Here is a 26,945-nt window from a genome sequence, read left to right as displayed (position 1 = left end):
CCTGATACGCGGGGCAAGTCTCCCTCTCAACTCGAATCGCCTCCGGCGGAGGTCTCTTCCGCGGCAGGTTCGATTCATTCGAAAGACACAACGTGACGAAATTTGACGATCTCGGCCTCGCCGAGGTCATTTTGCGCGCGCTCGCGCAAGAAGGTTATGTCTCTCCCACTCCGATCCAGGCGCAGGCGATCCCCTCGCTGCTCGCGGGACGGGATCTGCTCGGCATCGCCCAAACCGGCACGGGCAAGACCGCGGCCTTCGCGCTGCCGATCCTGCATCGTCTGCTCGCCGAGCGGCGGCGTCCGGCTCCGCATAGGGCGAGCGCGCTCGTCCTCGCGCCGACGCGCGAGCTCGCGGCGCAGATCGCCGACAGTTTCCGCGCCTATGGCCGCTTCGCCCGCATCGGCGTCGGCGTCATCGTGGGCGGCGTCGGCCATGGGCCGCAAATCAAGATGCTCGCCGGCGGCCTCGACGTGCTGGTCGCGACGCCGGGACGCCTGCTCGATCACATCGCGAGCGGCGCGCTGCGGCTCGACGCCACGCGGATGATCGTGCTCGACGAGGCCGATCACATGCTCGATCTCGGCTTTCTGGCGCCGATCCGGAAGATCGTCGCGCGCCTGCCCAAGGACCGGCAGAACCTGTTTTTCTCCGCCACCATGCCGAAGGAGATCGCCGGGCTCGCCGACGACATGCTGAACGATCCCGTCGCCGTGCAGGTCACGCCGGCGGCGACGACGGCCGAGCGCGTCGATCAGCGCGTGCTGCTGGTGGACAGCGCCGCCAAGCGCGACGTGCTGGTCGAGCTCTTCGCCGATCCGGCGCTCGCTTGCGCGATCGTGTTCACGCGCACGAAGCGCGGCGCGGACCGCGTGTCGCAGCATCTCGAGGCGCATGGCGTGGGCGCCGCGGCGATCCACGGCAACAAGAGCCAGAACCAGCGTCTGCGCGCGCTCGACGATTTTCGTCGCGGCCGCACGCGCGCGCTGGTGGCGACCGACATCGCCGCGCGAGGCATCGACATCGACGGCGTGACGCATGTCGTGAATTTCGAGCTGCCGGAGACGCCCGAGGCCTATGTGCATCGCATCGGCCGCACGGCGCGCGCGGGCGCCGGCGGCGCGGCGATCTCGCTGTGCGACGACAGCGAGCGGCCCTTGCTGCGGGCGATCGAAAAATCGACGCGGCAGTCGCTGGCCGTCGTCGATCGGCGCAGCGCGAAGCCCGCTCAGGACGAGCGCGCTCCGCGGCGCGACCAGCACGAAAATCGGCGCGCGCACGAGCGCCGGGAGGAGAGCCGCAAGCCGGTCGGTCGCGCTCGTCCATCGCGTCCGTCCGGCGAGGGCCGCTCGCAATGGAGCGGCGCGAAATCCGCACGCCGGCGGAGCCCCTGAGAGAGCGTGCGGCGGCGAGCTCTAGCGCTCGCCGCGCCCGCGGATGGCGGCGACGAGCGCGAAAGCGGCGAGCGCGGCCCAGCTCGCGATGAGCAGCGACCCGCCGATCGGCGCCGCGAAGGGAAAGAGGCGCGCTCCGGCGAAGGCCCTGACGGCGAGATCGCCGGAGAACAGCGCCGCCCCGGCCTGCATCGCGAAGATCGCGGAGAGCAGCCACCGCGGATAGGCCGCGACCGTCGCCGCGAGCGCGGCGAGGGCGAGGCCCGCCGCCGCATGGATCATGAGGAAGCGGCTCGCCGTTTCGAGCAGCGGGCTCGCCTCGACATGCGCGGCCGCCGCCGACAGAACGACGCCCGCGGCGCCTTCCAGCGCGGCGACGAGCATGACGATGAAGATCGAGCGTCGCATCATGCCCCGCACACCGGAAAATCGCGCCGGAAACGCGGACGGGAGCGCCTCACCATTCCGCCATCGCCTCGAGCAGGCCGAGCTGGCGGAGCGCCTCCTTCGCCACCTCGTCGACATAATGCACATAGGACTGGCGGTTTTCCCGCATGGTCGCCTGCAGTTTTTCGCGGAATTGCCGTTTCGCCTTGTCGGCCTCTCCCGCCAGATTCGCCTCGAATTTCTCCTCGGACACGAACCGATGGAGAACCAGGAGGGACGTGGCGCCGAACTCGTATTCGTTGATCCAGGCCTGAATTTTCTCGTTCATCGCCTCATAGGCCGTGGCGGCGGTGATTCCGATGACGGCCAGCGTGATCCATCCTCCCGGGTGCCAGGAATTGGCGGCGAGGAAGGCGAAGATCGCCGTCTTGGCCACGAGCCCGATGGCCAGCGCGACGCCCGCCACCATCACGCTCGCGACCGTCGTCATCGACTCGCTCAAGTCCAGCACGATGTCGGGAAGCGGCGGCGGATCCCTGGCTTCGACGACGGGTCGCTGCACCTTCGCGACCTGAACGCCATGATTGCGCGCCCAGAGGACCGTCGCGTCCACCGTGAACTCGGCGAGGTGGTCCCAATGACTTTTCCATTCGGCGGCGATGGGCTGCGCGGCATGGAGCCTCGCCCTCTCGACCACCGCCTTCTGGGCGTCCTGGAGCCGTCCGCCTTCATGGTACCAGGCGCGGAAGCAGGTTCCGGCATAGGCGACCAGAGGGCCGAGCGTCTCGTCGGCGAATTGTTGCGACAGCGCCGCCGACATTTTGTCCAGATGTTCTTCGAGCTCGCGCTTGAGCTCGGGGATATCGGCGCTGATCTTGCCGCTTCGGCGGCGATCTCGTTCGCGCATGGCGGGGTAGAGCGCGAGCCCTTCGCCGATCACCCGCATCGGCCGCTCGGGGACGATGATCCGATCCTCTTCGACGCCCAGCGCCTCGGCCACCAGCGACTTCATGAACGGCCAGCCGCAGCTGCCGCCGGTGAGGATCACCCGGGACGCTCCGGCCGTTCCGACCGCTTTTCTGCCCTCGCCATCGGGACCGATCACCGTGTCCCGCACCAGCGCCAGGAGATCCGTGCGCTCGGCGCCGGCGAGCGCGGCCAGCGGGCCGCCGAGCGAGGCGAAATAGGCGGCGGCGACCTCGCTCGGCCGATAGCGTCGCGCCCGCTCCAGGAACTCTTCCTTCGAGACGTCTCTCAGGCGGCCGAGCTTCTCGCTCTCGCTGATCTGCAACGCAAACTTGAAGCCGTCGAGCGTGCCGCGCTCCCAGGACTTGGAAAAGGCTTCCTTCATCTTGCGCGCGCCGAGGCGGTTGGCGACGATCAGATCCTCCGGCGCGAAGGCGTCGGCGGCGCCGGGATTTCGATCCAGCGCCCATTGATAGAACAAATCGTCGAACAGCCGGCCGCCGACGATGGGATTGCCCCAGGGCTCGCCGACGCCGTTCTCGTTGACGAGAGCCATGTCGAGCGTGCCGCCGCCGAAATCCACGACGACGACGCCCTGTCGCGCCTCCTCCTCGGTGATGCGGTTCTTGTGCAGGCAATAAGCGAGGGCGCCCTTGGGCTCTTCGATGCACTCGACCGTTCCCAATCCCGCATCGGCGGCGACCGCCTGGAGCCGGCTCTTGAACAGATCGCCGACTTTCGCCGGCACGCCGATCACCACCGGGACGCCTTCAGCGCGGCCGATCCGGCGCACCTGGTTGTTGGCGCGCAGCATCTCGCAGGCCCTCCGCAGAAACGCGGTCGCATCGGCCTGGGCGAGGGGCGAGGCCGCGATGTCGGGCTTGAAGCTCACTCCGAGACGGAGCGTCTTCCGCTTCGCCTCGCCGCTTTCCATCCATATCTCTTCGGCCTGCTCGCCGATGTAATCGACCCGCGCGCCGGCGCCTTCGGCCGGATCCCACAGAACGCAGGTCGTGAGCGAGCTCTCGTCGCGGAAAAAGAGCTCGCGCGCGTCCCCCACCTTTCCGTCGGATCCGAGCTGGCCGATCGCGAAATACGAGCTGCTGGTGCCGAAATCTATGCCCAGATATTCGAGGGCGTCGTCAGGCGGAGACATCGTCTCGACTCCTCCCCGAGGATAGGGATGAACTCTTCGCCGCCCGCACGCGTCCGGACTGGACGAGCTTGCCGTTCTTCATGAGCGCGGGCTCCAGAAGCACGAGATCGTCCTCGGGCGAGACGAGTCCGAAAGGCTGGAAGAGGCTGGTCGCCTCTCCTGCATATCGCTCTCCCGGAGCGAGCCTGCGCCATTCGTATCCCTCGTCGGCGAAGCGCTGGACGACCTCGTCGCCCGTGTCGACGACCTCGCGCATCGTGGCGGCGTCGGCCGGGTTTCGCTCGTGATCCTTCAAAGCCGCTTCGAGCCTGCGGATCGTCGACCACAAATTGGTCGGCTCTTTCGGCCGCGAGCGGCTTTCGTCGGTTTCCGTCTTGGGCGAGCGGGCCGGGTGGCTCCAGAAGCCGGCGAGGATCAGTTCGCCCGCGATCACGATGCGGTCCTCGATCGACGGATGCAGAGCCTGGGCGACATCCGCGGCGGAAAGGCTCGACTGGCCGGATCGCGCCACGCCGCGCGACAGACCGGCCGCGGCCAGTCGGACCAGCAGCGTCCGCCAGGACCGAAGTGAAAGGTCCGACCCTTTCTCCATGGAGGAGGGATCGGGCGCCGGCGCTCGGCCGGCGAAGCGGCCGAGGCCCCAGACCAGCCCGGCGCCGCCGAGCGTGGCGCCCAGTCCCGCGACGGTAAAAGGCCATGGCAGCAGCACGCCGCCCAGCGCGCCTCCCGCCAGCGCCGCGAGAGCCCATGCGTTCGGCGCGATGGATTGCGGCCCCGCCTGGACCGGCATCGGCGTCGGAGGCAATTTGTCGAGCGCTCGCCCGACATCGTCTCGGACCGCCTCGGAGACGTCTCCCGGCCAGAGGCCGGCGTCGCGCAGCCAGTCGGCGCAGGCGGGCAGCAGCTCCTCGCGAAGCGCGCCGCGGATCGTCGCCTGGATCGCGCCGGCCGTCGCGGGGTCGATCCGCCCGCCCGACGTCATGATGACGGCGGGCGTTCCCAGTCGAACGCGCGCGGCGATGCGAGCCGCCGCCCCGCGCCGCGCCTCCTCGGAGGCCGAGAGCCATTGGACGAGGACGTCCTCCAGCCGATAGGCTCGCGAACTGATCAGCGCCATCCGAACGCTCACATGGCAGGAGGCCGGGCGGCAGCCACTGCCCGGCAACGGCGGCGCGCTCATTCTCGAAGACGACACGTTCAGCGCGCGCGGCCAAGTTATTGTCGATGCGGCTATACGTCAATGGCGGCGTCGAAAGCGCACAGGGCTCTGAATCGACTGTTCAGCCCTTCAGATCATGAATGTTTTCAGACCCTGGTCGAGCGCCGGCATCCTCGAAGTTCGACCCTGGACTTCGATGGCGCATTTCTGTCGCTGGAATGGGCGCCTCTGATGCGCGCGTCCTTTCCCAAGGCGAGTGCTAGAGCCTCCGCGAGCATGTCCGTCCCGATGCCATTCACGTTGAAAATGATATTGTTAGGCACGACTCGGCTCTTTTGGATAACATTCGGGCTGGAATTATAGCCCAGTTTCCGGGTGTCGTTTTCCACGATCGAGCAGCTCATTATCGCAACGCTCGACGCGCCCGACCTCGGCGACTAGTCGAATCGCAACGACTTCTCGATCTCGGCCGCCCGGGCGCGATGCTCTTTCGCGTCCGACGAGCGCCTGGCCATCTGCTCGATCGCGTTCAAATAGTCGGACTTGTCCTGCGCGGTCCTGATGCCTCGATCGAGCGTCGATTGCGCGCGCCTGCCCGCCTCTGCGGCGAGGCGGTCGGCCCGCGCGGCGTCGTCACGCGCAAAATCCAACTGCTGTTGCATGAACCGGCGATGGTTCGCCTCGTCCTGGCTCTGCCGCCATTCGGATTCGGCGATAGCGCGCCGGGCGCCTTCGCTGTATCTGGCCGTCTCCGCCGCGAGCCGCTCCGGAGGCATGGTTCGAAAGCGCGCGAGGTCGGGATCGCAATGCAGGACGTCTCGCGTCGATACGCCGTCGGGAAGCCCTTCCGGAACCGCCAATCCGAGGACGCGCTTCCAGCGCACGCGATCGCATAAATCGGGAGCGTCGGCGGCAAAGGGCGCAGGCCGCTGTTCGCGGAGGCGTAAGAGATCGGGATCGCAGCGCATCACGTCCCGATACGACAGGCCTTCCGGCAACCCGGATGGAACCGACACGCCATGGAGGTTCTCCCATTGCGTCCGGCTGCACAGATCCGATGTCCTGGAGTCCCCGGTCTCTTCATCGAGCGAGGTCCAGAGCCGAGGGGCGAAATGCGCCGCCGCCGCGACCGCCGCCGCGACGACCGCGCTCGCCAGCGTTCTCCTGTAAGTCACTCGGCGATCCCCGCCATCGACGTCCCCGGCGCAACCCGACTCCCATCGGCGCCTGCTCAGACTCTAGCATGGAGCCTCGGGACTCTGAAGCGTCGGTCCGGCATGCGGGCGCCGACGGGACGTCAATAGGCGTTCTCCGCCTTCGCCAGAGCGATCGGCGTCAGGGCCAGAATATAGACGTCGAGCAGGATCGACCAGTTCTCGATGTAGTAGAGATCGCATTCGACGCGCTTCTGAATCTTCTCCGGCGTGTCGGTCTCGCCGCGCCAGCCGTTGATCTGCGCCCAGCCGGTGAGGCCGGGCTTCACCCGATGGCGCGCGAAATAGCCGTCGACCACCTCGTCGTAGAGGCGTTCGGCCGCGCGCGCATGCACGGCGTGCGGGCGGGGACCGACGAGCGAGAGATTGCCCTTGAACACCACATTGAACAGCTGCGGCAATTCGTCGAGCGAGGTCTTGCGGATGAAGCGCCCGACGCGCGTCACGCGCGGATCGCCGCGCGTCACCTGCTTCGCCGCCGTCGGATCGAGCTGGTCGACATACATGGAGCGGAATTTATAGACTTCGATCTTCTCGTTGTTGAAGCCGTAGCGGTCCTGCTTGAACAGTACGGGTCCGCGCGAATCGAGCTTCACGGCGAGCGCTGCCGCCGCCATCACCGGCGCGAGCAGCACGAGGCAGATCGATCCGACGATCTTGTCGAAGGCCGTCTTGATCAGCACGTCCCAATCGGCGATCGGCTTGTCGAACACGTCGAGCACCGGAACATTGCCGATGTAGGAATAAGAGCGAGGCCGGAAACGCAGCTTGTTGGTGTGGGCGGCGAGGCGAATGTCGACCGGCAGCACCCAGAGCTTGCGCAGCATCTGCAGGAGCCGCGCCTCGGCGGAGATCGGCAGGGTGAAGATCACGAGATCGAGGCGCGTGTGGCGCGCGAATTCGACGAGATCGTCCACCGCGCCGAGCTTCGGATAGCCGGCGACGACATCCGGAGAACGGCTGTCGCCGCGATCGTCGAAAATGCCGAGGATGCGCAGGTCGCTGTCCTGCTGGGCGGCGGCGAGCTCGCGCAGCACGGGCTCGGCGGCGGGGCCGCCGCCGACGATCACGGTGCGCCGGTCGAGCCGTCCCTGCTGCGTCAGCGCGCGCACCAGAGCGGCGACGGCGAAACGCTCGGCTGCGAGCAGACCGAGCCCCGCCGCATACCAGCCCGCGAGCCAGACGCGCGACAGCGCGCTGTCGAGCTTCAGGAAAAAGATCGCCGTGAGCGCCGCGAGAAACACCGAGGTCCAGCCGCAGACGAGCCTAGTCCCATGATCGATCGGCGTGCGGAGCGCCTGCGTCGTATAGAGATCGAGCGCCTGCAACGCGACCACGGCGAGCAGCGCCATGCCCGGGATCACGATGAAATATTCCGCCCGATATCCCCAGGCCGGCGCGACATGGAGATGATGCACGCCGAAGCCGGAGGCGACGATGAGCGTGAACTCGAAGAGACGCACGAGTCCCGACAGAACGATCGGCGAATAGGCGCGGGTCGGCGTCGCATCGGCGGCGATCTCGGCGAGGAGCGCGCCACGTGGCGCCGGCGCGCCGGCGGCGTCATCGACGGATTTCATGTCGCGCAGCGCGAAAGCGCACATTGTTCCCTCCATTCAAGCCTTCTGCGGCGCGGCGGCGGCCGTGTCGCGGCCTCGACGCGTCGCCGTAGCGAGCGCGTCGCGATAGCCGCGCAGCACCGCATCCGTCATCGCCTCGAGACTGAAATTCTCCGCGACGCGCGTCGCGAGCGCGGCGCAATCGTCTCTTTGCGCCTGCGGCTCGGCGCCGCGGGCGCGGATCATCGCGTCGGCCAGCGCGCACGGATCGTCGCGGGGGACGAGCCTGTCGGCATAGGGGCCGAAAATCTCGGGGACGCCGCCGACGCGCGTGGCGACGAGCGGCGCGCCCGCGGCGATCGCCTCGAGCACGATGTAGGGAAGAGACTCGGCGCGGCTCGGCACGACCAGAATGCGTCCGAGCCGCAGCGCCTCGCGCGCGGGCGTCGGCGGCAGGAAGGACAGTTGCGCGAAGACTCCGCGCCGCAGGGCGAGCGCGCGCAAGGCGGCTTCGTCCGGACCCGAGCCGACGAGCGCGAGCCGCGGCGCTTCGCCGGTCTTCGCTCCGGCGAGCGCGAGCGCCTCGATCAGCGTGTCGACGCCTTTGCAGCTGCGCCACTCGCCGACATAGAGAAAATCGGAGGCGTTCTCGGCGGATGCGACCGGCGCGAATTCGTCCGGCCGCAGACCGTTCGGCACGACGCGCGAAAGCGCGCGCGAAAAGCCGACCGTCTCGCCGAAGCGCGCCTGCGCGAAAGCGCTCTCGAAGGGAATGAAATCGGTCACGCGCTCGAGCGCGGTCTCGACGGCGAGATAGAGCCGGTGCGCCGGAGTGTCGGGATCGTAGTGCAGACTGCCGCCATGCGGCGTGTAGACGCGGATCAGCGGACGCCGCGGCGCGGGAAAAAAGGGCAGCAGCGCCGGCAGGCGCGCATAGAGTCCGCCCTTGGCGCCATGGCCGTGCGCGACGTCCGGCTCCAGCCGGCGCAGGACGGCGGCGATGCGGCAGGCGACATAGGCGTCGCTCCAATGCGGCTCGCGGCGCATTCCGATGCGCGTGACGCCGAGAGCGAGAGCGGGCTCGAGCCGGCGCAGCACGCTCTCCGCGCGCTCGCCGCCGGTGGTCTGATCGACGATCAGCCCGACCGCATGGCCGCGCGCGGCCTGCTCGCCGGCGAGATCGACGACATGGCGGAACAGGCCGCCGATCGGCGCACGCATCACATGCGCGATGCGCAGCACGCCGTCGCCCGTGTCGCGCCGCGCCGCCATCGTGTCAGAAAATCCGTTCGCGGGCGGTGATCGTGTCGCCGGGCCGGATGGCCTGCAGCAACGGCACGCGGCCCGTCACGGACACTCCGCCCATGTCGCGGGTCAGATCCACCGCATCCTGATAGCCGCGCGGGCTGAAGCCGCCGGCGATGGCGATGGCCTTCTGTGCGGTCAGGCCTTCGACATAAGGATATTGGCCGGCGTTGATCACTTCTCCGAGCACGTAGAACGGCCGATAGGCTTCGACCTCCACGGAGACGTGCGGATCGCGGACGAAGCCGTTGCGCAGGCGCGCGGCGATGTCGTGCTGCATCTCCTGCGTCGTTCGTCCCGCGGCCGGAACCAGGCCGATGAGCGGCATGGAAATATGGCCCGAGCCGTCCACCGTATAGCTGTTGGAGAGCGCGTCCTGCCCGAAGACGATGACGCGCAGCCGATCGCCGGCGCCGAGCAGATAGGGCTCGTCCGGCGCGGTCGCCAGCAATTCCGGGACATGGGCGCCCGGCAGGGCGCAGCCGGCCATCGTCGCGCTCATGATCAGGCAGAGAAGGAGGAAGCCATATCTCGGCATTTCGGACCTTGATCTCGAGGAACGGCTTATCACCGTCGTCGGCGCGGGAATTTTTAGGCCGTTATGGTTAACAAAGGTTGATCGCGCGATTAACCGGGCGGAAACCATGATGTCGCTATCAATCGGAGCGGACGGGGAGAGGACGATGGGCGCCGGCGATTCGCGGGACGTGGAGCCGATGGCTCAGGGCGAGATCGATCTGGCCCAAATCGCGGCGGCCCTGTCGCGCCATCGCCGCATCGTGATCGGCGCGACGCTCGCGGCCTTCCTCGGCGCGCTGGTCTACGTCAATGTCGTGAAGCCGCGCTATACGGCCGAGGCGCGCGTCCTGCTCGAGAACCAGGAGAGCTATCTCACCCGCGCCGACAAGGGCGAGCGCTCCGATTCCGCCGCCGCTCCCGACGCGGAGGCGGTGCAGAGCCAGATCCAGCTGCTCACCTCGCGCGATCTCGCCCGCCGCGCGCTGAAATCGCTCGAGCTCGAGGGCAATGCCGAATTCGATCCGCTCGCCGGCGGGCCGGGCCTCCTCACCCGCGTCGGCGTCGCGCTGGGCGTCGCGCGCGATCCCTCGCGGCTCTCGCCCGAGGAGCGCATGCTCGACGCCTATTTCGACCGGCTGACCATTCTCTCGCCCACCAAGACGCGCGTGCTGCAGATCGAATTCTCATCGCGCGATCCCGATCTCGCGGCGCGCGCCGCCAACGCCGTCGCCGCGCATTACATCGACATTCAGCGCGAGGCCAAGCGCGAGAACGCGCGCGCGGCGGCGCGGGCGCTGAGCCCGCTCGTCGCGGATCTGCGCGTGCGCGTCGCCGAGGCCGAGGCGAAGGTCGAGATCTTCCGCATCAAATCCGGCCTGCTCACCGGCAGCAATAATATGTCGATCGCCACGCAGCAGCTCGGCGACCTCACCAATCAGCTCTCGCTCTCCCGCACCGCCCAGGCCGACGCCGAGGCCAAGGCGAAGCTCGTGCGCGACATGCTACGCCAGAACCGCGTCGGCGAGATTCCCGACGTCGCCAACAATGAAATGATCCGGCGCATCGGCGAACAGCGCGTCGCGTTGCGTTCGCAGCTCGCGCTCGAATCGCGCACGCTGTTGCCCGCCCATCCGCGCATAAAGGAGCTGAACGCGCAGCTCGCCGATCTCGAGGGCGATCTGCGCCGGGTCGCCGACCGCACGGCGCGCACGCTGGAGAACGAGGCGCATATCGCCGCCGCGCGCGTCGAAAATTTGACGCGCGTGATGGAGCAGCAGAAGAAGATCGCGGGCGAGGCCGGCGCCGAGGAGGTGCAGCTGCGCGAGCTCGAGCGCGCCGCCCGCGTGCTGAAGGAGCAGTTCGAAGCGGATTCGGCGAAATATCAGGAGGCGCTCGCACGCGAGGGATCGAAATCTTCGCCCGCCGACGCACGCGTCATCCAGGCGGCCGTGGCGCCGTCCAATCCGTCCTTTCCGAAGAAGCTGCCGATCACGGCTTTCGCCACGATCGCCGCTTTCGTGCTGTCGGCTGGCGGCGTCGTGGCCGCCGAGCTGCTGACCGGGCGTCCGCATTCGCCGGCGAGCCGGGCGCCGGCCGCTCCCGCCTCGCGCATCGAGCCGACGCTGATCGACGCGGAGGAAGAGCGCGACGAAGCGGAGGAGGATCGCGAGAATTTAGAATGCGACGACGACGATGACGTCGGCGACGAGGATACGGGGGAGACCGGGCCGGCGCTCTTTCGGCGCGCGGCCGTTCGTGTCGAGCCCGGCGAAGCGGAGTCGATGTCCGAGCAGGAGGCGCAGAGCGCGCGCGCGGAGAATCGGGCCGAAGACATGCGCGAGATCGTCGGCCGGATCGCGGCGCGGGACGGGGCCTCGGTCGCCGTGCTCTTCGTCGGCTGCGCCGATGGGCGCGAGAGCTGCGAAACCGCGGCGACGCTCGCCCGCTCCCTGGCGCGGCGCGGCGCCGCGATCCTCGTCTGCGTCGATGACGACGACGCCTATGACCGGCTCGTCGCCGGCGACGATCCCGAGCCGCCGCTCGGCTTCGCCGATCTCGCCGCGCGCGAGACGACCTTCGCCAGCGCGATTCACCGCGACTTCGGCTCGCGGCTGCATGTGATGCCGGGCGGCTGCGCCGAGGCCCGGCCCGACGAGGACGCGTCCTTCGTGCTGGAGGCGCTGGCGCGCGCCTATGATTTCGTCGTCGTCGCGACGCGCCGCTACGAGCGCGCGCTGGCGCTCGCGCCGTCTTTCGACTTCGTGCTGGTCGGCGGCGGAGACGAGGTCGCCGAACTCGTCCGTGACGAGCTGCGGCAGGCCGGCGTCGATGACGTCGTCCTGCTCGAGGACGGCGAATTCATGAGCGCGTCGGCGGCGTGAGCGCGCCGCGCAGGCGCGCGGCCCATGCGAACATCCAGGGCGTCTGCTTGATCTCGCGCTTGGCGTGCGTCGCCGCGACGAAGAGCGGCGCGGCGAGCGCGCCGAGCGGGCTCGCCGGGACGATCGTGTCGACGAGCGCGATGGTCTCCCCGCAGACGGCGTTCTTGTAGCGCGCCTCCCCGACGCCGAGATCGAAGCGCGCGAAGCCGCGCGCGACGAGATCGCGCATCACCGCGTGCAGCAGCAGGTCGCCGGGCGAGGAGCGCGCGATCTCCTCGTCCGAAACGAAAGAGTTGAGCATCGCCGAAAAGCTCCGCTCATGCGCGAGGCCGGCGTAAGCGGCGATGATCCGGCCGTCGAGGGACAGCGCATGAGTCTCGAGCGCGCCCGTCTCGACGAGCCGCAGAACGAAGTCGCGCATCTCCTCCCGCTCGAAGCACGCGTCGACGCCGCGCAGCCGCTCGGCCTTCTGCGCGAGCAGCGCCTGCGCGATGTCCCGCGCGCGGGCGCCGGTCGCGGCATGTTCGAAGGCGAGGGCGCCGAGCGTCTCGAGGCGTGCCGTCTTCTTGCGCAATTTCTTGCGCGCGTCGCCCGAGAGCCGCGCGTCCAGATCGGCGGCGGAAGCCGGCAGGCCGGTCGCATGAGCGAAGCTCGGACTGGGAGAGGAGCCGGGCAAGGCGATCGGGTTCGGGGCGCCGGCGACGGCCGGCGGCTGGTTGCGAAGGACGAAGAGATCGACGCGCTCCCGCGCCGTCCGCGCCGCGCGCCGCAGCAGCGCGCGCATGTCGCCGAGCGCGGCGTCGCGGGCGACCAGCGCGCAATTGAGATTGCTCTCGCGTCCGCCGACGAAGCGCGCGACGCCGAGCGGGCCGATGCGCCCCAGCGCGAGAGGCAGCAGGAGGAGAGGCCGGCCGCCCTCGGCTCGGGCGACGACGATCATCGGCGAAAGGCCCTGCGCGCGGCCGAGCGTCGCCATCCAGTCGCGGCAGAAGCCATAGGACTGATAGGCGCTCGCCGGCGCGCGGGCGAACAGCTCGTCCCAATCGGCGCGCGCGTCCTCGAGCCGCGTGAACACATTCAGCGCGACCCGCGCCTTCGCGGACTCGCCGGCGAGATCCGTCGCGCCGCAATCGATCGCATTTACCATGACTCGACGGTCCCGTTGCCGATCTGCCGCTTTGGTTCAAGCTAGCAGGCAAAGGTCAACGAGAGCTGTAGAGCGCGAGAGGAGAGAGCCCGTGACGGACTGGCGCCGGCTGGCGATCGACGCAGGCATGGCTTTCTTTCGCGCGAGCGGCGCCCACCGCCTCGCCGAGCCTTTTACGCGCGGCATGGGGGCCATACTGGCCTTCCACAGCGTCCGGCCGCGGCGCCGGGACTCCTTCGAGCCCAACCGGCCGATCGAGATCACGCCGGAATTCTTCGACGCCCTGCTGACGCATCTGCGCCGGCGCGGCGTCGATATCGTCTCGCTCGACGCGGCGCTCGCGCGTCTGCGCGAGGGGGACGTCGACCGCCCGCCTTTCGCCGTGCTCGGCTTCGACGACGGCTATCGCGATCTCGTCGACCATGCGCTGCCGATCCTCGAGCGCCATGCGGCGCCCTTCGTCGCCTATGTGACGGCGGGCTTCGCCGACGGCTCCGCGCGCCTGTGGTGGGCGGAGCTCGAGGAGGCGATCCGCCGGCTCGATCGCATCGACATCGTCGCCGGCGGTCTGCGCGTCGCGCGCGCGACGGCGACCGCGGCGGCGAAGCAGGCGGCGTTCTCCGATCTCTATGCTCGGCTCGCAGCGGGCGAGGACGACGAACGCCTGCGCATCGTGGCCGCGCTGGATGCGCAGGCCGGCGTCGACGCAGGCGCGCTGACGCGCGAGCTCTGTCTCGGATGGGACGAATTGCGCGCGCTGGCGCGCCATCCGCTGGCGACGATCGGCGCGCACACGCTCACCCATCCGCGCCTCGCGCGGCTCCCGCGCGCATCCGCCATCGTCGAGATGGCGGCGAGCCGCCGACGGCTGCGCGACGAACTCGGCGTCGCGGCGGCGCATTTCTGCTATCCCTACGGAGGGCGCGCAGCCGCGGGCGCGCGGGAATTCGCGCTCGCGGCGGCGATCGGCTTCGAGAGCGCCGTGACGACGCGGCCGGGCGTGATTTTCCCTGCCCATCTCGGGCGGCTGCTGGCTCTGCCGCGTCTCTCCGTCAACGGAAATTATCAAAGCGTTGAGGCGCTCGACATTCTGCTGTCGGGCGCGCCCTTCGCCTTGATGAACGCCGGCCGGCGCGTCGCCGCCTGAGGCTTCAGCGCCCCCAGCCGAAGCGCTGACGCAGGTCCTGCCATATCTGCGCGAGCGTTCGCTTCTGCGCGAGCGAGCGTGCGCGCGAGGCGACGGCGCTGGGCGTGATCGCGCCGGAATAATTGCAGTCGCAGAAGAGATGATGGGCTTCGCGCATCGACAGGCCGAAGAAGTCGATCGCGTCGCCGAGCCGGTCGCCAGCCAGCCCTTCCTGGCGGAACTGCGGATCGCGATAGGCGATCGAGAGAGGCGACTCGTCCTGACGCAGTTTCACGCGCTCGCGCACCGGAACATATTCCATCATCGAGAACAGGCGAATGCGTCCGGAGTATGCCGAGAGTATCTGCGCGAGATGCTCCAGCCGCGCGCGGCGCGGCGACTCTTCTTTTTTCGCAACAGGCTCGATCGCGGCAATTTTCGTCACTTCTTCCAGAGTTCTGTGCTTCATCACGCCCTCCGTCGCCAATGGGCCGCTCCGCCCGAGAATTCCTATCCCCGACCTTTGAACACGCTTCGCTGCGATTGGTTCCGGCGGAAATGCACGCCTCGACGCGAACGCGGCCGTCGCGCGCGACGAGCCGGTCATTCGGAGCGGACGGGCACGCTTGCCGGGGCTGGCGCTTCGCCTATTTGGAGCGCGGGGCTGCTGGCAATGGAGTGTCCTTCGATGTCCCTGTCCTTCCGAGAGGCAACTGCTCAGGAGAACGCCGCAGTCTATGGCGGCCTCGTCGACGCCGTGGGAGGCATCGCGACGATCGTCCTCGCGGTCGTCGGTCTCGCCGGCGTCAATCCGCAACTGTTCGCGTCGATCGCCACGATCGTGTTCGGCGTCGCACTGCTCATCCAGGGCGGAACGATGCTGTCCGAATATGCGCAGATCATCTTTCCATCGGGCGCCCAGTCGTCCTCGGTCGAGCATTTCGGCGGCGGCAGCCTGTCCGCGGTGTTCCTCGTCGGGGCCGCCGGAATCGTGCTCGGCGTGCTGGCGCTGCTCGGCATCAGCCCCGGCGCGCTGACCCAGATCGCGGCGATCGCGTTCGGAACGGCGCTCGTTCTCAGCAGCAACGCCGTCTGGCAGCTCTATGTGCTCCGTCATGCGGCCGCCAAGAGCGAGGCGACCCAGTCTCAGAGCTTCGGCGGCGAGTTCCTGGCGAGCGAGATGGCGTCGGGCTCGGCGGGCATTCAGTCGCTCGCGGGCCTCGGCGCGATCGTGCTCGGCGTGCTCGCGGTCGCGGGCGCCACGAACGACGTGGTTCTCAACCTCGTCGCTCTTCTCGCTCTCGGCGCGACGCTCGTTCTCACGGGCAGCACGCTGAGCACGACGGTGCTGAGCTTCATGCGGCCGTGGTCGTCCCAGGCGTGACCCGGCTCTCTCCCGTTCTCCCGAGGTCGTCGCGTCGACCTCGGGAGAAGGGCTCACGTCTCGCGCGATCGGGCGGACGGATCGGCGCCACCGATGTGAAGCGGCGCCGCCGGCTCACGTCCGTCGAAGAGATCGAGAAAGGCGCTCCTGTCGGCGCGCAGCCTCTTCAAATGAGCGGCCGCCAGCTGCTCGAGCCGGCGGTCGCCCGAGGGCGTGATCACCACGAGAGAGCGGCGACGGTCGCCGGGATCGATCTTGCGCCTCACCAGCTTCGCCTGCACCAGGCGGGAGACGAGCTCGGCCGCGCTGTGATCGCGAACGATCAATTGTTCGGCCAGCTCTCCGACGCTGATGTGCTCGCCGCCGCGAAACGTCTTGATGACGAGCAGCGCCTGGTAGCGCTGCATGGTGAGCCCCACATCGGCCGCGGCCTGCTCGCTGAAGGCGAGAAACCGGCGCAGCGCATGACGGAAATTGGCGAGAGCGAGCAGTTCCTCCTCGGTCGGGCCGGCCTCGGCCGCGTTCTCGGCGGTCTGGCGTTCTGCCGTCGGGTTCACGCTTTCTCCTCGCGCTCGCAATGCTCGTCGCCGGAGCGGGAATGATGGCCTCCGCGTCCCGGACGGTCAAGGCGCGCCGGGGCGAGGCCCACCCCTGCGACAATAGGGCTCGGCCGCGACTCTTGCCGATACATCGTAGCACGATTTATAAAAACAGCGGACCGAGCGCGCGAACGGCGCGGGGCGCTCGGATGAACGGGCGCGCAGAGCGCCACGAGCCGGGAGAGAGCGTAAATGGTCGTCAGATTTCTCGTCGTCACCCTGTTGGCGACCGCTTGGTCTATGTCACAAGCGCATGCGCATGGCGGCGTCAGCATCGACGAAGGCCAGTGCAAGATGAAGATCGGCCCCGATCAGATGAACTTCACGGGCTATCAGCCGCTGAAGTCCCGCGAGCAGTTCTGCGACGACATTCCGGACGTCGGCCCGACGATCATCGTTCTCGACGCCGTGCAGGACGAGTTGCGCGACATGAATCTCGAAATTCGTATTCTCCGCGATGTCGGCCAGACGAGCGACGACGAGAATCTCGAGCAGAACACCGAGACTTATGTGCCGCCGAAGAAGTACAGGACGGGCACGCTCAACTTCGAATACGATTTCGCGCAGAAGGGCAAGTTCATCGGCCTCGTGAAGGCGTCGAGCGACGACGGAACGAAGGTCTATGTCTCGCGTTTTCCGTTTTCGGTCGGCGAGACCGCGACGCGCGACATCACCGTCATTGCATTTTTCGTGGCGCTGGGGCTGGTCGGATTCGGTCTCTGGTACAAGAACTCCTTCAATAGGAAGCCGTCCGCCAAAGCGTGAGCGGCGCGAAGAGGCGCGAGACCGCGGCTCTCGCGCTCCCGCTCGCCCCGGCGCCCGGCCATGACGGAGGAGCGGAAATGACGATCGATCGACGTCGTGTTTTTTCGTGCGCGCTATCGGCCGGCGTGGCGTTCGCGGCCCTCCTGGCCGGGGTGAGCGCACAGGAATATGAAGCGGGAAAGATCAAGGTCGAGCATCCCTGGCTGCGTGCGCCGCAGGACGGCGAGACGCGCGCCCAGCTCTATATGTCCATCTTCAACAACAATGGCGATCGGCCCGATCGGCTGATCGGCGTCAAATCCGCCGATTTCGGCTCGGCCGAATTTCACGTCGCGCCGCATTTCGCCGTGCGCGAGGATGCGATCTATCTGCCGCCCCTGTCCAAAGTGACGCTTGCGCCGGGCGGTTCCTATATTCAGCTCGTCGACATATCGAAGATCGATCCGGTCGGCTCGGGATACGGGATGACGCTCGTATTCGAGAAAGCGGGAGAGATCGCGATCGACGCCTCGATCGAAGCGCCGGATGCGACGCATGCGCATGACGCCGAGGCGATGGAGCGTTGGCGAAAGGCCCGCGATGAATCGTCGCCCGGACAAGAAACGCCGAGCGATCACACGGGCCACGACCATACGGACCAGCATCCGACGGGCCGGGAGGGCGAGCCTGCGCCGCCGCCGAAATCCGAGTAGTCGGCCACGGCGTTCCACGCGCGAGCCTTCGACAGAATCGCGGACCGGGAGCGTCTTCGAGCCGCGGGGGATATGGGGGGATGCCGGGGTTTATCGGAACCATCTGAAAGATTTGTGTCTCGCCCAAATTCGGGCTTGCATCTCGCAATGATGAATCGTAATGCGATGAAACATGCTGCGGCGTCTCGACGCTTCTGCGCTCGGCATTTCTCCTGTTGTGAGCAGAGGCGTCAGTGGAGACAGAATCGATGTCCAATGATCCGTTCAAGAGATCCGGAAAGGATCTGATCAAGTCGCTCGCCTGGTTTCTCGGCGCTATCGGCGTGATCTTCGCGATCATCCATTACGCCCCGATCATTTCGCATGGCGGCTTCTGAGTTCGGGCGACGGGTTTCGACAAAATCCGGGGGGCGTCCGAGAGGGCGGCTCCCGGCTTTGTGTTTCTGGGGTCGGCGGCGCGACGTTTCACACGCGCTCACCGCCACATGCGCAGACCGACCGCGACGGCCATGGAGACGACGGCCACGATCGCGATGATAGCGGCGAGCCGCACCATTTCTCTGCTGTCATCGGCGTTCCGCATTGTCCTCCTCTCGACCGGCGTCTCGCGATTGATGCGCAGGAGTGTGGGGCGCCGCGATGGGCCGCCCGCATCGAAATTCCAGCCTGCATGTCGGACAGCTTACGCGCGCGCGGCCGCCGAGACGAGCGCGAACGGCGCGGCGATCTGTCGCAAGGCCGAAAGGGAGACGGCGCGATGCGCCGCGGCCTTCGGTCAGAAGGGATTCCATGTCGCTTCGCGCGTGAACTTCAGATAGCCGAAGCTGACGCCGAGCCGCGCGCCGACGCCGGAACGGATCGGCGCGAGCACGATGTCGCCGGCCATCAGCTCAGTGAGGCCGAGCCCGCCGATCAGATAGGCGGAGCCGTCGACGCCGCCGAAGCGCGTGTAGATCGCCTCGACCGAGGGCAGATTATAGACGAGCATCATGGTGCGGTCGCCGTCGGCGCCCGCGTCGAAGCCGAGCGTCGGGCCCTGCCAGAACACGCGCTTCTTGCCGGCGTTGCGCGTGAACATCATGCCTTCGCCGTAGCGCAGGCCGCCGACGAAGGCGCCGGACGCCTCCTGGCCGAGCACATAGGCGTTGGGGCGGCCCCATCGGCGCGCGGCCTCCTCCACGGCGAGCGCCAGATGACGGGCGATCGCGCCGAAAAAGCGATGGCCGCTGCGCACGATCTCGTCGCCCGACAGGTCTTCGGGCCGCTCTTCATAGGCCGCGAGGGCGGGAAGGGCCGGCGCCAGCGCGCCAGCGCCGGCGAGAGCGAGAATCTCCCGGCGGGAGGATAGAGACGCAGCGCTCATGCGGAAGACTCCCCGTCGCTGCGGTCGCGAACGCCGACGGCGCCGCGCCCCGCGCTGGACGCGAAGAATCCCGCGCGAAGCTTAACAAAATCTTGCCGCGGCCGGGTCGCCCAGCGCGACGAAGGGGCCGTTGCGATAGCCGGCTTCGGTCTTGCCGTAGCGTAGCGGGCGGCCGGACGGATCGAGCACGGCGCCGCCCGCCGCGCGCAGCACGGCGTCGCCTGCGGCCGTGTCCCATTCCATGGTCGGCCCGAAACGGGGATAGAGATCGGCGGCGCCCTCGGCCAGCCGGCAGAATTTGACCGAGGAGCCGGTCTCGCGAATATCCGTCACGCCGCGCGCCCTTAGAAAGGCTCGCGTCTCGTCGTCGAGATGCGAGCGGCTGACGAGCGCGGTCGGTCCCTGCGGCGGAATTTTCCGCGCCGCCAGCCGACGCCACTCGCCGGGCGGGGGCGCCGGCGCGCCGGGTGCGGCCTTCGCGCCATGGGCGACGGAGCCCGCGAACCATAATTCGCCGAGCGCCGGCGCGAAGACGGCGCCGGCGCAGGGCGCGCCGTCGGAAACGAGCGCGATATTGACGGTGAACTCGCCGCGCCGCGCCAGAAATTCGCGCGTCCCGTCGAGCGGATCGACGAGCAGAAAGACATCGGCGGGGCAGGGGCTCGCGCCGCGCGCCGCGGCCTCCTCGGCGATGATCGGCAGGCCCGGAGCGATCGCGGCGAGCTCTGCGATCAGCAGGGCTTCGATCCGCTCGTCGGCTTCGCAGACCGGGCTCGAATCGTTCTTCAGCCGCGCTGCGATGTCGGGCGCCGCCAGAATCTCCATGGCGATGGCGCCGGCGCGCGTCGCGAGATCGGCGAAAGCCCGCGCCAGGCGGTCGCGCTCGGCGTCCGCGACGCTCATCTCGGCGAAAACCCGATGTCGGCGGCGCTCTCGCGCAGCGCCGCCTCGTCGGCGTCGTCGAGGCGCAGCGCGTCGACCCGCGAGGCCGGCGGGCCGCGACGCGACGCGGCGACGAGCGCCTCGACCGCGACGGCGGGGCCGGACGCCACGATCTCGACCGCGCCGTCGCGGCGATTGCGCGCCCAGCCCTCGAGCCCGAGCCGGCCGGCCTCGCGCGCGACGAAGGCCCGAAAGCCGACGCCCTGCACGCGGCCCTCGACGATGATGCGCAGGATGCGGCGATCCTCGAAATCCATCACGTCCCCTCGACGGCGATATTGTCGATGAGCCGCGTCGCGCCGAGGCGGGCGGCGGCGAGCAGACGCGCGGGACCATCGTGCCGCCGTGCGACGCGCGCGAGCGTCTGCGCATGGCGCGCCTCGAGATAGTCGATCGCAAAGCCCGCCGTCGCGACCTCCTCGCGCGCCTCGCCCATCACATGGCCGATCGGCTCGCCCGCGGCGATCCGCCGCGCGGCGGCGACGAGCGCGCGATAGAGCGCGGGCGCGACGCGCCGTTCCTCCTCCGAGAGATAGATGTTGCGCGAGGACATGGCGAGCCCGTCGGTTTCGCGCAGCGTCGGCGCGCCGACGATCTCGGCGCGCAGGTCGAGGTCGCGCGCCATGCGCCGGATCACCAGCAATTGCTGATAGTCCTTCTCGCCGAACACGGCGACGTCCGGCTCCGCCTGGTTCAGCAGCTTGGCCACGACGACGGCGACGCCGGCGAAATGCGCCGGCCGGAAGCGGTCCTCGAGATCGGCCGCGGCCGGACCGCCCACGGTGACGCCGGTGCAAAAGCCCGGCGGATAGATCTCCTCGACCGCGGGCGCATAGCAGAGGTCCGCGCTCGCCCGCGCGAGGCGGTCGAGATCCGCCTCGAGCGTGCGCGGATAGCGGCCGAAATCCTCATTCGCCGCGAATTGGGCCGGATTGACGAAGATGGAGACGACGACGCGCTTAGCGCGCCGCCGCGCCTCCTCGACCAGCGAGAGATGGCCGTCGTGCAGCGCGCCCATGGTGGGGACGAAGCCGATGCGCTCGCCGCGCGCGCGCCATTCCGCGACGCGGCGGCGCAATTCGGCGAGGGGGACAGTGCGGGTGGGGCTGGTCATGGGAGGGCTCACGAGGGCGCGCGGCGTCCGGGCGTGGGGATCAGGCTGTCGAGAAAAGCGACATAGGCGGCGGGCAGCGCCGCGGCGCGGGCGGCGGCGGCGACGCTCTCCATATAGCCGGGCGCGGGCGCGCCTTCGAGCGCCGCGGCGCCGACATAGACGAGCGCATGGACCGCGCCGGCCGCCTCCTCACGCAGGACGGGAAACACGAGCTTACGGTAGAGCCCGCGTGCGACATCCTCGAAACGGTCGAGCGCGGGCGCGTCGGCGAGGGCGAGATCCCACAGCAGGCCATGGACATGGGCGCGATTGTGGCGCGCGACGCTCGCGAAGCCGGTCTCCAGCACCACGAAGCGATGGCGCGCGAGGCGCGCGCGTCCGAGCGGCCGCGAGCGCGGGCAGCGCGCCGCCATGGTGGTCGTGTCCATATTGGCGCCATAGGCGAAATAGAGCGGCATGACCCGGGCCCGTGCTGCGATGCGGCAGGATTTTAGCGCATCGCGACGGCGCGCGCGACGCCGATATGGGCGGGGGCGAGGGCAAAATCGGGTGAAGCGCCAGCGTCCTCGCCCTCATGCCGAGGAGCCCGCGAAGCGGGCTCTTTAAAGCACGAGGGCGAGCTTCAGACGGCGGAATGCAAGGTCCCCGCGTGCTTCGAGACGGCTCCTTCGGAGCCTCCTCGGCTGAGGGAACTTTTAACCGATTGTCCTTAAGCGGGGCTCGTCATTGCGAGCGTAGTGAAGCAATCCAGAGCCGCGGGGCGACTCCTGGATTGCTTCGTCGCTGCGCTCCTCGCAATGACGCCGCTCTGATCGTCGTGAGTTCTTCTGACACGGTAGAACTGAGGAGGAAGCTCCCGCGGTCAAGAGCACCCCGTCGTGCTCCCACACGTCTCGCACTTCAAGCACGTCCCATTGCGCACCAGCGTGAAATTCGCGCATTCGGGACAGGCCTCGCCCACATAGCCCTTCATCCGCGCTTCGGCGCGCTTCTCGGCGGCGCTCTCCACATGCTTGGTCGGCGCCGTCCAGCCGAGCTGCGACAGCGGCTCTGTTTCGTCCGTCACGCTCTCGCGCAGCGCCGTCGCGCCGCCGCGCACCAGCATCAGCCGGTCCGTCTTCGAGCGCAGCAGGCCCTTGGAGACGATCGAGGAGGCGTTCTCCGACGCCTTGCCCTCATGCTCGCCCTTGCCGAGCGCGTCATGGCCGATGTCGTCCGGCGTCACATGGGCGAGATCGGTGCGGCCGAGATAGGAGACGGCCAATTCGCGGAACACATAATCGATGATCGAGGTAGCGTATTTGATCGCGTCATTGCCCTGCACGGGGCCCGCCGGCTCGAAGCGCGTGAAAGTAAAGGCGTCGACGAACTCTTCGAGCGGCACGCCATATTGCAGGCCGAGCGAGATGGCGATGGCGAAATTATTCATCAGGCTGCGGAAGGCCGCGCCCTCCTTGTGCATGTCGATGAATATCTCGCCGAGGCGCCCATCGGCGTATTCGCCTGTGTGCAGATAGACCTTGTGGCCGCCGACCGTCGCCTTCTGAATATAGCTCTTGCGCCGGTTCGGCAGCTTCTCGCGCTCGCGCACCACATGATGCACCACGCGCTCGACGATGCGCTCGGCCACCGCCGCCGCGCGCGCGGGAGCGTTGGCGGAGATGATCTCGTCGGCGATCTCCTCCGCTTCGTCCTCGGCGTCCGACACGAGATGGGTCGAGAGCGGCTGCGAGAGCTTCGAGCCGTCGCGATAGAGGGCGTTGGCCTTGAGCGCGAGGCGCCAGGAGAGGAGATAGGCGGCTTCGCAATCCTCGATCGTCGCCTCGTTCGGCATGTTGATCGTCTTGGAGATCGCGCCCGAGATGAAGGGCTGCGCCGCCGCCATCATGCGGATGTGGCTCTCGACCGAGAGATAGCGCTTGCCGAGGCGCCCGCAGGGATTGGCGCAATCGAACACGGGATAATGCTCGGGCGAGAGATGCGGCGCGCCCTCGAGAGTCATGGCGCCGCAGATGTGGATATTGGCCGCCTCGATCTCTTGGCGAGAGAAGCCGATATGGGTCAGCAGATCGAAATCGGCGTCGTCGAGCGCGTTCTGCGGGACTTTCAGCGCCGAGGTCAGGAAGTCGGGGCCGAGCGTCCATTTGTTGAAGACGAATTTGATGTCGAAGGCGGCGGCGAGCGCCTTCTCCACCGTCGCGATCTTCTCCTCGGTGAAGCCGCGCGCGCGCAGCGTCGCCGTGTTGATCGCCGGCGCATTGGAGAGCGAAGCATGGCCGACGGCATAGGCCTCGATCTCGGCGATCTGCGCCTCGCCATAGCCGAGCGCGCGCAGCGCCTCCGGCACGGCGCGGTTGACGATCTTCAGATAGCCGCCGCCGGCGAGCTTCTTGAACTTCACCAGAGCGAAATCGGGCTCGATGCCGGTGGTGTCGCAATCCATTACGAGGCCGATGGTGCCGGTCGGCGCGACGACGGACACTTGCGCGTTGCGATAGCCATATTGCCCGCCGAGCGAGAGCGCCTCGTCCCAGGCGCGCATGGCGCGGGAGACGAGCGTCGCATCGGGGCAGGCCGCGTGATCGAGCGGAACGGGCGTCGTCGAGAGGCCTTCGTAACCGGCGCGCTGGCCATGCGCGGCGCGGCGATGATTGCGGATGACGCGCAGCATGGCTTCGCGATTCTGCGGGAAGCATTCGAAAGCGCCGCGCTCCTTGGCCATTTCCGCCGAGGTGCGATAGGCGACGCCGGTCATGATCGCCGAGAGCGCGCCGCAGAGGGCGCGGGCGGCGTCGCTGTCATAGGCGATGCCGGAGGACATCAACAGGCCGCCGACATTGGCGTAGCCGAGGCCGAGCGTGCGATAATCATAGGAGAGCTGGGCGATCTCCCGCGAAGGGAATTGCGCCATCAGCACGGAGATTTCCAGAACGATGGTCCAGAGCCGCGCGGCGTGCTCGTAGGAATCGGCGTCGATTCGCTTGCTCTCGGAATCGCGGAACTGCAGCAGGTTCAGCGAGGCGAGATTGCAGGCGGTGTCGTCGAGGAACATATATTCCGAGCACGGGTTCGACGCGCGAATGGGCCCGCCCGCCGGACAAGTGTGCCAGTCGTTGATCGTCGTGTGGAATTGAACGCCCGGATCGGCCGAGGCCCAGGCGGCGTAGCCGATCTTCTCCCACAGATCGCGCGCCTTCAGCGTCTTCGAGACCTTGCCGTCGAGACGGCGCGTCAGGCTCCAGTCGCCGCCATTCTCCACCGCGCGCAGAAACTCGTCGGACACGCGCACCGTATTGTTGGAGTTCTGGCCGGAGACGGTGAGATAGGCCTCGCTGTCCCAATCCGTGTCATAGGTCTCGAAGGAAATGTCCTTATAGCCCTGACGCGCGAATTGAATGACGCGCTTGATATAGTTCTCCGGCACTTCGGCGCGGCGCGCGGCGCGGATCTCGCGCTTCAGCGCCGGATTCTTCTCGGGATCGAAGCAGTCGAAGCCCGGCCCGTCGCAATTGACGCAGGCGCGCATCACCGCCTTCAAATGCTTCTTGACGATTCTGGAGCCGGCGACGAGCGCGGCGACCTTCTCCTCCTCCTTCACCTTCCAGTCGATGAATGCCTCGATGTCGGGATGGTCGACGTCGACCACCACCATCTTCGCGGCGCGGCGCGTCGTGCCGCCGGATTTGATCGCGCCGGCGGCGCGGTCGCCGATCTTCAGGAAGGACATGAGGCCCGAGGAGGAGCCGCCGCCCGAGAGCTTCTCCTTCTCGCCGCGGAGCTTCGAAAAATTCGAGCCGGTGCCGGAGCCGTATTTGAACAGGCGCGCCTCGCGCACCCACAGGTCCATGATGCCGCCGTCGTTGACGAGATCGTCCTCGACCGACTGGATGAAGCAGGCGTGCGGCTGCGGATGCTCATAGGCCGTCTTCGACTTGGTGAGCCGGCCGGTGTGGAAGTCGACATAGAAATGGCCCTGGCTCGGCCCGTCTATGCCATAGGCCCAGTGCAGGCCGGTGTTGAACCATTGCGGCGAATTGGGCGCCGCCATCTGACGCGCCAGCATGTAGCGCAATTCGTCCTGAAAGGCCGAGGCGTCCTCCTCCGTGTCGAAATAGCCGCCTTTCCAGCCCCAATAGGTCCAGGCGCCGGCCAAGCGATCGAAAACCTGCCGCGCCGAGGTCTCCGAGCAGCTGCGCCGGTCCTTGGGCAGATGGGCGAGCGCCTCCGAATCGGGCGCCGAGCGCCAGAGGAAGCTCGGAACGTCGTGCTCCTCGACGCACTTCAGCTTCGCCGGCACGCCGGCCTTGCGGAAATATTTCTGCGCCAGCACGTCGATCGCCACCTGGCTCCAATCGGCGGGCGCGTCGATGTCGTCGAGCCGGAACACGACGGAGCCGTCGGGATTGCGAATCTCGCTGCGCGCGGCGCGAAACTCGATATCCGCGTAAGGCGACTGGCCGGCTCTCGTGTAGCGTCGCTCGATCTTCATCGTCTCGTGATCCTCGCAATGGGCGCGCGCGGCGCCGCGCTCGGCCGCGATGGCGGCCGCGCCGGATTTCGTGCTGTGGGGACTCCACGTCTGAAAGAAACGCAGATACTGCCCGGCCGCGCGTGGCGGATCGCCTGCGCGACGGGCGCAGCGAAGGCGAGCGAGGAAATGCACGCGGCCCGTCGGGCGCGCTTGCAAGCCTCTTCAGATCATCCGCCGCTGCGTCAGCTCTTGACCTCCTCACACTGCGTCACTCCGCGAACGCCGTCAAGACGCAATCAATATATAGTGTGCCTAATTTACGGTCTGACAACATGTTGAAAATGTCGTGGATTGCGGGGGAAAGCGGCCTCGGGCTCGGCCACGAGGCTCGACAAGCCGGGAGATTCGGCAAGGGCGCGAATCGGCCGCGGGCGGGAAGGGGCGGACGGTCCCCGAAACGCCGGCTTCACCTCTCGTTCACCCTGTGCGCCGCCGCACTGCCCGCTGCGCGGGAACGGCGCATGGTGCCGGCGTTGAACCCGATTCTCTCGACCGAACCCGATATTGAAAAAGGATGACGACGATGACCGATTCTCTGAAAAATCCCCCGGCGACGGCGTTGAGCCGACCCCTCTCGCTCGCGATCGTCCTCTTGGTCGCCGGCGCCTCGGCCTTCGCATGCCTCCATGCGGATGTGATCGACAGGCTCCTGTCGCGCGTGCAGACCGTCGAGGTCGGCGATCTCAAGATCGCTCTCGGCGAGCAGGCCTTCAAGATCAATCCCGCCTTGCAAGCCCGGCAATTCAGCCGCGAGGCGCAGTCGAAGCTGGCGAAGCTCGCCGCCGATCTCGGCCCGCGCGAGGTCGACCGTCTTCTGCATCTTCCCGAACTCGCCCAGGAGAGCCAGGGAGATCGATTTCTTCATTGCGAGTTCGAGCGCTCGACGGCTCCCATGCGCTATTTCTCGGCGGTCGATCACGGGCTCGCCGAACGGGCGCTCGTCAACATCGTTCCGCGACGCGATCTCGTCGACAAGAGCGGGCGCGAGCCGGACCTGGGGCGGGCCCTCGCTTGCTATCAGATGGAGCTGACCGACGACGGCTATGACGTGAAATCGCTGATCGTCTCGGAGATTTCCCGCTTTTTCCACCGCGGCTTCGACGCGGAGTTCCGGAAAGGGACGGAAAAGCGCGAGAGCCAGAAGTCCGCCGCCGCCGACGGGCCGCGGAGCAGGGCCCTCGCCCGTTCCGGCACGGGAGAGCGCGTCGCGGCGCGCTGAGCCGGGCGGCCGAGAATTTCGCG

24 protein-coding genes are annotated in these 26,945 nt (G+C 68.0%); 8 read left to right on the top strand and 16 right to left on the bottom strand.

Annotation, left to right across the window (positions count from 1 at the left end; genetic code table 11):
- Positions 1 to 92 precede the first annotated feature (92 nt).
- Positions 93 to 1,394 (top strand): DEAD/DEAH box helicase, encoded by a 1,302-nt coding sequence (locus AC6IW9_RS00870; RefSeq protein ID WP_497767970.1) that lies wholly within the window; start codon positions 93 to 95, stop codon positions 1,392 to 1,394.
- Between the two features lie 21 nt (positions 1,395 to 1,415).
- Here AC6IW9_RS00870 and AC6IW9_RS00865 read toward each other — a convergent pair whose 3' ends face one another.
- The 7 genes from AC6IW9_RS00865 to AC6IW9_RS00835 all read right to left on the bottom strand — a co-directional run bounded on the left by AC6IW9_RS00865 (position 1,416) and on the right by AC6IW9_RS00835 (position 9,678).
- Positions 1,416 to 1,802, bottom strand: a complete 387-nt coding sequence (locus AC6IW9_RS00865) for a DUF423 domain-containing protein (RefSeq protein WP_497772586.1) — start codon at positions 1,800 to 1,802, stop codon at positions 1,416 to 1,418.
- Positions 1,803 to 1,851: 49 nt separating this feature from the next.
- On the bottom strand, positions 1,852 to 3,903 hold the full coding sequence (locus tag AC6IW9_RS00860) for an Hsp70 family protein (protein ID WP_497767967.1): 2,052 nt from the start codon (positions 3,901 to 3,903) through the stop codon (positions 1,852 to 1,854).
- Entirely contained in the window at positions 3,890 to 5,020 is a 1,131-nt protein-coding gene (locus AC6IW9_RS00855) for a hypothetical protein (protein ID WP_497767964.1), read from the bottom strand. The genes AC6IW9_RS00860 and AC6IW9_RS00855 overlap by 14 nt, the downstream gene beginning before the upstream one ends.
- Before the next feature lie 479 nt (positions 5,021 to 5,499).
- On the bottom strand, positions 5,500 to 6,237 hold the full coding sequence (locus AC6IW9_RS00850) for a hypothetical protein (protein ID WP_497767961.1): 738 nt from the start codon (positions 6,235 to 6,237) through the stop codon (positions 5,500 to 5,502).
- Positions 6,238 to 6,359: 122 nt separating this feature from the next.
- Positions 6,360 to 7,880 carry an undecaprenyl-phosphate glucose phosphotransferase gene (locus AC6IW9_RS00845; protein ID WP_497767958.1) on the bottom strand — a complete coding sequence of 507 codons (1,521 nt, stop codon included), beginning with the start codon at positions 7,878 to 7,880 and terminating at the stop codon, positions 6,360 to 6,362.
- Between the two features lie 12 nt (positions 7,881 to 7,892).
- Positions 7,893 to 9,107 carry a glycosyltransferase family 4 protein gene (locus AC6IW9_RS00840; RefSeq protein WP_497767956.1) on the bottom strand — a complete coding sequence of 405 codons (1,215 nt, stop codon included), beginning with the start codon at positions 9,105 to 9,107 and terminating at the stop codon, positions 7,893 to 7,895.
- 4 nt (positions 9,108 to 9,111) lie between these two features.
- Complete coding sequence (locus AC6IW9_RS00835; RefSeq protein ID WP_497767953.1) at positions 9,112 to 9,678, bottom strand: polysaccharide biosynthesis/export family protein; 567 nt, start codon at positions 9,676 to 9,678, stop codon at positions 9,112 to 9,114.
- Between AC6IW9_RS00835 and AC6IW9_RS00830 the strand changes: the two genes are divergently transcribed.
- Positions 9,641 to 12,040 (top strand): GumC family protein, encoded by a 2,400-nt coding sequence (locus AC6IW9_RS00830; protein ID WP_497767950.1) that lies wholly within the window; start codon positions 9,641 to 9,643, stop codon positions 12,038 to 12,040. The two genes, AC6IW9_RS00835 and AC6IW9_RS00830, sit on opposite strands and share 38 nt — an antisense overlap.
- Here the strand turns inward: AC6IW9_RS00830 and AC6IW9_RS00825 are convergent.
- A complete protein-coding gene (locus tag AC6IW9_RS00825) occupies positions 12,018 to 13,187 on the bottom strand; it encodes a GNAT family N-acetyltransferase (protein WP_497767946.1) in 1,170 nt (389 codons plus the stop codon). The two genes, AC6IW9_RS00830 and AC6IW9_RS00825, sit on opposite strands and share 23 nt — an antisense overlap.
- Before the next feature lie 91 nt (positions 13,188 to 13,278).
- Between AC6IW9_RS00825 and AC6IW9_RS00820 the strand changes: the two genes are divergently transcribed.
- Positions 13,279 to 14,334 (top strand): polysaccharide deacetylase family protein, encoded by a 1,056-nt coding sequence (locus AC6IW9_RS00820; protein ID WP_497767943.1) that lies wholly within the window; start codon positions 13,279 to 13,281, stop codon positions 14,332 to 14,334.
- 4 nt (positions 14,335 to 14,338) lie between these two features.
- On the opposite strand, the gene AC6IW9_RS00815 is transcribed toward AC6IW9_RS00820, so the two are convergent.
- Positions 14,339 to 14,782 (bottom strand): hypothetical protein, encoded by a 444-nt coding sequence (locus AC6IW9_RS00815; protein WP_497767940.1) that lies wholly within the window; start codon positions 14,780 to 14,782, stop codon positions 14,339 to 14,341.
- Positions 14,783 to 15,001: 219 nt separating this feature from the next.
- Between AC6IW9_RS00815 and AC6IW9_RS00810 the strand changes: the two genes are divergently transcribed.
- Entirely contained in the window at positions 15,002 to 15,697 is a 696-nt protein-coding gene (locus tag AC6IW9_RS00810; RefSeq protein WP_497767937.1) for a hypothetical protein, read from the top strand.
- Positions 15,698 to 15,750: 53 nt separating this feature from the next.
- Here AC6IW9_RS00810 and AC6IW9_RS00805 read toward each other — a convergent pair whose 3' ends face one another.
- A complete protein-coding gene (locus AC6IW9_RS00805) occupies positions 15,751 to 16,254 on the bottom strand; it encodes a MarR family winged helix-turn-helix transcriptional regulator (protein ID WP_497767934.1) in 504 nt (167 codons plus the stop codon).
- Between the two features lie 234 nt (positions 16,255 to 16,488).
- Between AC6IW9_RS00805 and AC6IW9_RS00800 the strand changes: the two genes are divergently transcribed.
- The 3 genes from AC6IW9_RS00800 (at position 16,489) to AC6IW9_RS00790 (ending at position 18,130) form a co-directional block, all read left to right on the top strand.
- The gene (locus AC6IW9_RS00800; RefSeq protein ID WP_497767931.1) at positions 16,489 to 17,061 is read left to right on the top strand and encodes a hypothetical protein; all 573 of its coding nucleotides are present in this window, start codon (positions 16,489 to 16,491) and stop codon (positions 17,059 to 17,061) included.
- Positions 17,062 to 17,138: 77 nt separating this feature from the next.
- Complete coding sequence (locus AC6IW9_RS00795) at positions 17,139 to 17,753, top strand: copper chaperone PCu(A)C (RefSeq protein ID WP_497767928.1); 615 nt, start codon at positions 17,139 to 17,141, stop codon at positions 17,751 to 17,753.
- A 248-nt stretch (positions 17,754 to 18,001) separates the two neighbouring features.
- Positions 18,002 to 18,130, top strand: a complete 129-nt coding sequence (locus AC6IW9_RS00790; protein ID WP_497767924.1) for a hypothetical protein — start codon at positions 18,002 to 18,004, stop codon at positions 18,128 to 18,130.
- Between the two features lie 398 nt (positions 18,131 to 18,528).
- Here the strand turns inward: AC6IW9_RS00790 and AC6IW9_RS00785 are convergent, their stop codons facing one another.
- The 6 genes from AC6IW9_RS00785 to AC6IW9_RS00760 form a co-directional block, all read right to left on the bottom strand.
- On the bottom strand, positions 18,529 to 19,116 hold the full coding sequence (locus AC6IW9_RS00785; RefSeq protein ID WP_497767920.1) for a DUF1134 domain-containing protein: 588 nt from the start codon (positions 19,114 to 19,116) through the stop codon (positions 18,529 to 18,531).
- Positions 19,117 to 19,197: 81 nt separating this feature from the next.
- Positions 19,198 to 20,019 (bottom strand): 3'(2'),5'-bisphosphate nucleotidase CysQ, encoded by an 822-nt coding sequence (cysQ, locus tag AC6IW9_RS00780; RefSeq protein ID WP_497767916.1) that lies wholly within the window; start codon positions 20,017 to 20,019, stop codon positions 19,198 to 19,200.
- Positions 20,016 to 20,315, bottom strand: coding sequence for an acylphosphatase (locus AC6IW9_RS00775; RefSeq protein WP_497772585.1), 300 nt, complete (start codon positions 20,313 to 20,315; stop codon positions 20,016 to 20,018). Before AC6IW9_RS00775 ends, cysQ begins: the two co-directional genes overlap by 4 nt.
- Entirely contained in the window at positions 20,315 to 21,172 is an 858-nt protein-coding gene (gene panC / locus AC6IW9_RS00770) for a pantoate--beta-alanine ligase (protein WP_497767913.1), read from the bottom strand. The genes AC6IW9_RS00775 and panC overlap by 1 nt, the downstream gene beginning before the upstream one ends.
- Positions 21,173 to 21,180: 8 nt before the next feature.
- Positions 21,181 to 21,630: a gamma-glutamylcyclotransferase family protein gene (locus AC6IW9_RS00765; protein ID WP_497767911.1), complete on the bottom strand. Its 450-nt coding sequence runs from the start codon at positions 21,628 to 21,630 to the stop codon at positions 21,181 to 21,183.
- 404 nt (positions 21,631 to 22,034) lie between these two features.
- Positions 22,035 to 25,661 carry a vitamin B12-dependent ribonucleotide reductase gene (locus AC6IW9_RS00760; protein WP_497767908.1) on the bottom strand — a complete coding sequence of 1,209 codons (3,627 nt, stop codon included), beginning with the start codon at positions 25,659 to 25,661 and terminating at the stop codon, positions 22,035 to 22,037.
- A 565-nt stretch (positions 25,662 to 26,226) separates the two neighbouring features.
- Here AC6IW9_RS00760 and AC6IW9_RS00755 point away from each other — a divergent pair.
- Complete coding sequence (locus AC6IW9_RS00755; protein WP_497767905.1) at positions 26,227 to 26,922, top strand: hypothetical protein; 696 nt, start codon at positions 26,227 to 26,229, stop codon at positions 26,920 to 26,922.
- The last annotated feature ends 23 nt before the right edge of the window (positions 26,923 to 26,945 follow it).

This window comes from Methylosinus sp. shoA (genome assembly GCF_059718125.1).
Note: the sequence above shows the minus strand (reverse complement) of the source record. Positions and strands in the feature narration are given on the sequence as shown.

What these genes read in the sequence shown, in the direction of transcription:
- AC6IW9_RS00845 (WP_497767958.1), bottom strand. Translation starts at nt 7,880, where the DNA reads ATGTGCGCTTTCGCGCTGCGCGACATGAAATCCGTCGATGACGCCGCC.
- AC6IW9_RS00865 (WP_497772586.1), bottom strand. Translation starts at nt 1,802, where the DNA reads ATGCGACGCTCGATCTTCATCGTCATGCTCGTCGCCGCGCTGGAAGGC.
- AC6IW9_RS00765 (WP_497767911.1), bottom strand. Translation starts at nt 21,630, where the DNA reads ATGCCGCTCTATTTCGCCTATGGCGCCAATATGGACACGACCACCATG.
- AC6IW9_RS00785 (WP_497767920.1), bottom strand. Translation starts at nt 19,116, where the DNA reads ATGAGCGCTGCGTCTCTATCCTCCCGCCGGGAGATTCTCGCTCTCGCC.
- AC6IW9_RS00840 (WP_497767956.1), bottom strand. Translation starts at nt 9,107, where the DNA reads ATGGCGGCGCGGCGCGACACGGGCGACGGCGTGCTGCGCATCGCGCAT.
- AC6IW9_RS00760 (WP_497767908.1), bottom strand. Translation starts at nt 25,661, where the DNA reads ATGAAGATCGAGCGACGCTACACGAGAGCCGGCCAGTCGCCTTACGCG.
- AC6IW9_RS00775 (WP_497772585.1), bottom strand. Translation starts at nt 20,315, where the DNA reads ATGGATTTCGAGGATCGCCGCATCCTGCGCATCATCGTCGAGGGCCGC.
- cysQ (WP_497767916.1), bottom strand. Translation starts at nt 20,019, where the DNA reads ATGAGCGTCGCGGACGCCGAGCGCGACCGCCTGGCGCGGGCTTTCGCC.
- AC6IW9_RS00790 (WP_497767924.1), top strand. Translation starts at nt 18,002, where the DNA reads ATGTCCAATGATCCGTTCAAGAGATCCGGAAAGGATCTGATCAAGTCG.
- AC6IW9_RS00825 (WP_497767946.1), bottom strand. Translation starts at nt 13,187, where the DNA reads ATGGTAAATGCGATCGATTGCGGCGCGACGGATCTCGCCGGCGAGTCC.
- AC6IW9_RS00830 (WP_497767950.1), top strand. Translation starts at nt 9,641, where the DNA reads ATGATCAGGCAGAGAAGGAGGAAGCCATATCTCGGCATTTCGGACCTT.
- AC6IW9_RS00855 (WP_497767964.1), bottom strand. Translation starts at nt 5,020, where the DNA reads ATGGCGCTGATCAGTTCGCGAGCCTATCGGCTGGAGGACGTCCTCGTC.
- panC (WP_497767913.1), bottom strand. Translation starts at nt 21,172, where the DNA reads ATGACCAGCCCCACCCGCACTGTCCCCCTCGCCGAATTGCGCCGCCGC.
- AC6IW9_RS00860 (WP_497767967.1), bottom strand. Translation starts at nt 3,903, where the DNA reads ATGTCTCCGCCTGACGACGCCCTCGAATATCTGGGCATAGATTTCGGC.
- AC6IW9_RS00815 (WP_497767940.1), bottom strand. Translation starts at nt 14,782, where the DNA reads ATGAAGCACAGAACTCTGGAAGAAGTGACGAAAATTGCCGCGATCGAG.
- AC6IW9_RS00755 (WP_497767905.1), top strand. Translation starts at nt 26,227, where the DNA reads ATGACCGATTCTCTGAAAAATCCCCCGGCGACGGCGTTGAGCCGACCC.
- AC6IW9_RS00795 (WP_497767928.1), top strand. Translation starts at nt 17,139, where the DNA reads ATGACGATCGATCGACGTCGTGTTTTTTCGTGCGCGCTATCGGCCGGC.
- AC6IW9_RS00800 (WP_497767931.1), top strand. Translation starts at nt 16,489, where the DNA reads ATGGTCGTCAGATTTCTCGTCGTCACCCTGTTGGCGACCGCTTGGTCT.
- AC6IW9_RS00810 (WP_497767937.1), top strand. Translation starts at nt 15,002, where the DNA reads ATGTCCCTGTCCTTCCGAGAGGCAACTGCTCAGGAGAACGCCGCAGTC.
- AC6IW9_RS00835 (WP_497767953.1), bottom strand. Translation starts at nt 9,678, where the DNA reads ATGCCGAGATATGGCTTCCTCCTTCTCTGCCTGATCATGAGCGCGACG.